This is a genomic window from Pseudomonas sp. (genome assembly GCF_026224925.1).
Classification (GTDB): domain Bacteria; phylum Pseudomonadota; class Gammaproteobacteria; order Pseudomonadales; family Pseudomonadaceae; genus Aquipseudomonas.
Genome location: NZ_JAMFRV010000321.1, coordinates 1 through 5,103 on the forward strand (window position 1 = coordinate 1; position 5,103 = coordinate 5,103).

Genomic DNA, 5,103 nt, shown 5'->3' on the forward strand with positions numbered 1-5,103 from the left:
CCAAAAAAAAGCGGATAGCCATGGCTATCCGCAAAATGCGCACAGAGGGAAGGAGCTTATTGCAACCGCGTTAAAACACCGTCTGAATTTTCAGGCCGGCCACCAGTGCGTTGTCGACTTGGTCCACGCCACCTGGGTGGGTTACGTATTGCAGGTTAGGACGTACGGTCAGCCAGTTGGTGACGTGGAAGCCGTAGTTGATTTCGTAGTCGTACTCGGTGGACCGCAGCGGTACGTACAACGGATTGTCGTAGTCGCTGATGCCATTGCTGGCGTTGATCAACTCGGCGTTTTTCTTCACGTCATCGTTGACATGGATACGGGCAAAACCAATCCCCATGTCATCCTTCGGACGCGCGTCGAACGGGCCCTTGTACACAAACATCAGCGACTGGTAGTTGTCGACTAGGTTGGTGGCCTTGTCGTGGAAGGTTGCGTTGGCTGCGACTTGCAGACCGCGGGAAGCGTCGCCGTTGTGGGTGGTGAGCTGCTGTTGCACGACGCCCCAGTAGCCGTGCTTACTGCTGTGAACGCGGTAGGGGTCACCGGTGGTCGCTGCGTTATTGCCGTTGCTGTCCTCGAGAACGTCATTGGCGCTGGCCGAGCTCTTGTAGTAACCCACACGGTATTCGCCCGGTAGACCGTTGAGGTTCGGCGACCAGACCAGTTCGACCGGTATGAGTGCGCCCTTGGTTCCACTGCCGCTGAGCTTGAAGCCGTTACCGTGCTCCAGTTGCGATGGGTTCTGGTCGTACGCACCGATCTGTGCATACAACTCAGGCGTGATGTTGTACTTCACGCGCAAAGCCGCCTGGCTGACCGGCCAGTTGTACCAGATGCCCGTCGCCCAGTTACCCGCTTGGGAACCGCAGAACGCCAGGTTCTGGAATTCGCAGGGGAAGGTGTTGAAGTCTTCGCCTTCGCCGAAGTAACCGGCTTTAATGTCCAGTTTGTTGTCGAGGAACTGATGCTGAACCCACAATTGGGTCAGACGCACCATGTGGCCACGGCCGTAAACTTCTTGGGACGAACTCAAGGTGCCAGCACGCGGGTCGCCGACCCGGTCATTGGAGATGTTTTGGCCATTACGATTAGTTAGTTCGACCTTGGCCTGGGTGTTATCCCAGCCCAGCAGCTTTTGCAGGTCAAACGCGACGCCCAAGCCAAATTGGTCAGAGTAACGCGCAGTCTTGTCGTTGTTGTAGCCACCACTCAGGTTGCCGCCTACTTCACCGACGTAGTCCGCCTTGATGTCGATACCTTGCTCGATCAGCTTGGTCCGCTCACCGCCCCAGTCGCCGGTCATCCATTTGGAATCTGCGCTGAAAGCGTCGTCTGCCATCGCATTGGCAGAAATAACCAACGCCGCAACCGCTGACAGTTGGCAGAGCAAACGGGTGTTGTTGTGTTGCTTTTTCATCCCTAGATCCTCATTTTATTGTTATTAGCTTTTCGTTAATGGTCTGCAGCATTTGCTCCGTATTGCTGGTAGACCGACCTTCACGGCAGACCCGATCAACCAGCAGTGCTCATGCAGCCTTCACTGGCTACGGTTTATCTGTGTCACGTTGCCCACGCGTTCAGTGGGCTGTGGCTTTCCCAACACACCCAGACGCTCGCCGCTTTTGGCGTCGAACAACAGGACTTTGGACGGATCAAATTGCAGCGTCAGCGATTCACCCACCTGCGGCGCGACATCCGGTGCCAATCGGCAGCAGACTTTGCTGCCATTGAGCAAGACGAACACCAGCGTGTCCGGCCCAGTGGGCTCGGTGACTTGAACTTCAGCCCGAATAGTTGGTAATCCGTTGGCTTCGACCGGGGCCAAGACGATCTGTTCCGGGCGCATTCCGAGGATGACTTCACGGTCTTCCAGACCGGCGTCAAGCATGCCCAGCGGCAGTTCGCAACGTGCTTGACCGCTGTCCAGCAGCGCGAGCAAACGTCCGTCTTTGCGCTGCAAACGTAGAGGGATGAAGTTCATGGGCGGTGACCCGATAAAGCTCGCAACGAACAGGTTGGCCGGGTCGTTGTAAATCTGCTGTGGCGTACCAAACTGCTGGATGATGCCGTCCTTCATCACGGCCACCTTGTCGCCCAGGGTCATGGCTTCAATCTGATCGTGGGTCACGTAGACAGTGGTGGTCTTGTTGCGCTGGTGCATCAACTTCATTTCGGTGCGCATCTCGACCCGCAATTTGGCGTCGAGGTTGGACAATGGTTCGTCGAACAGGTTGATTTTCGGGCGTCGCGCCAGCGCCCGGCCCATGGCCACACGCTGTTGTTGACCGCCTGATAACTGTCCAGGCTTACGGTTGAGCAGGTGTTCGATTTGCAGCAGCTTGGAAACGCGAGCAACTTCTTCTTCAATCGCTGCCGGTGCCATTTTGCGGATCTTCAGGCCAAACGAGATGTTCTCGCGCACGGTCATCGTCGGGTACAGCGCGTAAGACTGAAACACCATGGCGATGTCACGGTCTTTGGGGCTCATACCACTGATGTCCGCGTCGTCGATCAAGATCGAACCACCACTGATGCTTTCCAGCCCGGCGATGCAGTTCATCAGGGTCGATTTACCGCAGCCGGATGGTCCTACGAGGATCAAAAACTCACCGTCATTGATCTTCAACTCGATGTTTTTCAAGGTGTCCGGCAAACCGCTGCCGTAGGTCTTGTTAACGTTACGCAATTCCAGAGTTGCCATGCCTTACCCCTTGACCGCGCCGGCCGTCAGGCCACGCACGAAATACTTGCCGGCGACGATGTACACCAGCAGGGTCGGTAGACCGGCGATCATCGCGGCGGCCATATCGACGTTATATTCTTTAGCACCGGTGCTGGTGTTGACCAGGTTGTTCAGTGCCACGGTAATCGGCTGCGAGTCGCCACTGGAGAACACCACACCAAACAGGAAGTCGTTCCAGATTTGGGTGGATTGCCAGATCAGGCAGACCATGATGATCGGCGTCGACATCGGCAGAATTATCTTCATGAAAATAGTAAAGAAACCGGCGCCGTCAAGCCGCGCAGCCTTGACCAGCGCATCCGGAATGCCAACGTAGTAGTTGCGGAAAAACAGCGTGGTGAACGCCAGGCCGTAGACAATGTGTACGATCACCAACCCGGTGGTAGTGCTGGCCAGGCCCATTTTGCCAAGGGTAAAAGACGCCGGCAGCAACACGGTCTGGAACGGTAGGAAACAGCCGAACAGCAGCAGGCCGAAGAACAACTGCGAACCCCGAAAGCGCCACATTGACAGGACGTAACCGTTGAGTGCGCCGATGGCCGTAGAGATCAAGACCGCAGGCACCGTAATTTTGATCGAGTTCCAGAAATAGCCATCCACTGTTGCCCAGGCTTTAACCCAGCCGATGGCAGTAACCACCGTCGGCCAGCTCAACAAATTGCCGGTGCTAATGTCTTCCGGAGTTTTGAAGCTGGTGAGCAGCATCACCACCAACGGCACCAGGTACAGCAAGCACGCAAAAATCAGGACCGCGTGAATCGCGATCCGGCTAAAACTGATAGACGGTTTATTCGCCAGACTACTCATCGCGCTTGGCCCTCAATTCGGAATACAGATAAGGCACCACGATGGCGAGAATCGCCCCGAGCATCAGGATCGCACTGGCCGAGCCCATGCCCATTTGGCCGCGGCTGAAGGTGAATGAGTACATGAACATTGCGGGCAGGTCCGAAGAATAACCAGGGCCACCGGCAGTCATCGCAGCGACCAAGTCAAAGCTCTTGATTGCAATGTGCGCAAGGATCATCACCGCGCTGAAGAACACCGGACGCAGGCTTGGCAAGACGACCTTGAGGTAGATGTGCGGCAAGCTGGCGCCGTCAATTTGCGCTGCACGGATGATCGATTGATCGACACCCCGCAGGCCGGCAAGGAACATCGCCATGATAAAACCCGAGGCCTGCCAGACCGCCGCGATAACCAGGCAGTAGACCACACGATTAGGGTCCACCAGCCAGTCCAGGCGAAAGCCTTCCCAACCCCAATCGCGCATCATTTTGTCCAAGCCCATGCCGGGATTGAGCAACCATTTCCAGGCGGTACCGGTGACGATCATCGAGAGCGCCATCGGGTACAGATAAATAGTGCGGATAAAGCCTTCGCGGCGAATCCGCTGATCGAGGAATACGGCCAACACCACGCCGACAACCAAACTGATGGCGATGAACATACCGCCGAATACTGCAAGGTTTTTGCTTGCGACCCACCAGCGATCGTTATCGAACAGGCGGGCATACTGGGTCAGTCCAGCCCAGTTGTAAGAGGGCAGAAAAGTGGAGGTGGTGAACGACAACACAAACGTCCACAGGATATAACCGTAAAAGCCGACCAATACGACGAACATGCTCGGCGCCAGTACCAGCTTCGGTAACCAGCGTTGAAGCACGTCGAGCGGCGAGGCTTTGCTGATCACAGCGATAGAACTCATTGAAAGCATCCACTTGAAGCATGATTTTGAAACAGGGCTATCCAGGCCACAGCCGTGTGTGAAACCGGGTTACGGTTTCATCAGCACGAACTGCGGCTGGGGTTTACGTGCGCTCTTTAATCCACAAGAGCATGAAACGGTTACTTGGCTGCTTTGACCGACGCCCACAACTGCTTGGCAGTTTTTTCCGGATCGGCTTTCGGGTCGTTGATGTAGTTGGTCACCACATCGAAGAACGCACCTTGTACTGCCAGCGAGGTCGCCATGTTGTGCGCCATGCTTGGCTGCAGGCCGCCCGTCTTGGCGTCTGCCAGGAAGTCTTTGGCAGCAGTTTGCGCACAAGAGTCAAACCCGTAGCTGTCCATCTTGTTCAGCATGTCGATACGAACCGGGATTGAGCCTTTGTTGATGCTGAAGACCTTCTGGAAGTTTTCACCCAGAGCGACTTTGGCGATGTCTTGCTGACCCGCCAACGTGCCTTTGTCCTTCTGTTTGAACACCGCCAGGGAGTCGATGTTGTAGGTGAAGGCCTTGTCGGTGCCTGGGAAGGCTACGCACTCATAGTCCTTACCAGCGACTTTCTTGGCAGCGGTCCATTCGCTCTTGGCCCAGTCACCCATGATCTGCATGCCGGCCTTGCCGTTGATGA

4 protein-coding genes and 1 pseudogene are annotated in these 5,103 nt (G+C 55.9%); all 5 read right to left on the bottom strand.

From position 1 onward, the window contains the following. Positions 1-70: 70 nt before the first annotated feature. A complete protein-coding gene (locus tag M0974_RS13925; RefSeq protein WP_297837553.1) occupies positions 71-1,420 on the bottom strand; it encodes a carbohydrate porin in 1,350 nt (449 codons plus the stop codon). A gap of 120 nt (positions 1,421-1,540) precedes the next feature. Next, on the bottom strand, positions 1,541-2,704 hold the full coding sequence (locus M0974_RS13930) for an ABC transporter ATP-binding protein (protein WP_297837557.1): 1,164 nt from the start codon (positions 2,702-2,704) through the stop codon (positions 1,541-1,543). Between the two features lie 3 nt (positions 2,705-2,707). Next, complete coding sequence (locus tag M0974_RS13935) at positions 2,708-3,553, bottom strand: carbohydrate ABC transporter permease (RefSeq protein WP_297837560.1); 846 nt, start codon at positions 3,551-3,553, stop codon at positions 2,708-2,710. Beyond that, positions 3,546-4,454, bottom strand: coding sequence for a carbohydrate ABC transporter permease (locus tag M0974_RS13940; protein ID WP_297837562.1), 909 nt, complete (start codon positions 4,452-4,454; stop codon positions 3,546-3,548). Before M0974_RS13940 ends, M0974_RS13935 begins: the two co-directional genes overlap by 8 nt. Before the next feature lie 140 nt (positions 4,455-4,594). Further along, positions 4,595-5,103, bottom strand: a pseudogene (locus tag M0974_RS13945) (sugar ABC transporter substrate-binding protein); the annotation flags it as partial.

What these genes read in the sequence shown, in the direction of transcription:
- M0974_RS13925 (WP_297837553.1), bottom strand. Translation starts at nt 1,420, where the DNA reads ATGAAAAAGCAACACAACAACACCCGTTTGCTCTGCCAACTGTCAGCG.
- M0974_RS13930 (WP_297837557.1), bottom strand. Translation starts at nt 2,704, where the DNA reads ATGGCAACTCTGGAATTGCGTAACGTTAACAAGACCTACGGCAGCGGT.
- M0974_RS13935 (WP_297837560.1), bottom strand. Translation starts at nt 3,553, where the DNA reads ATGAGTAGTCTGGCGAATAAACCGTCTATCAGTTTTAGCCGGATCGCG.
- M0974_RS13940 (WP_297837562.1), bottom strand. Translation starts at nt 4,454, where the DNA reads ATGAGTTCTATCGCTGTGATCAGCAAAGCCTCGCCGCTCGACGTGCTT.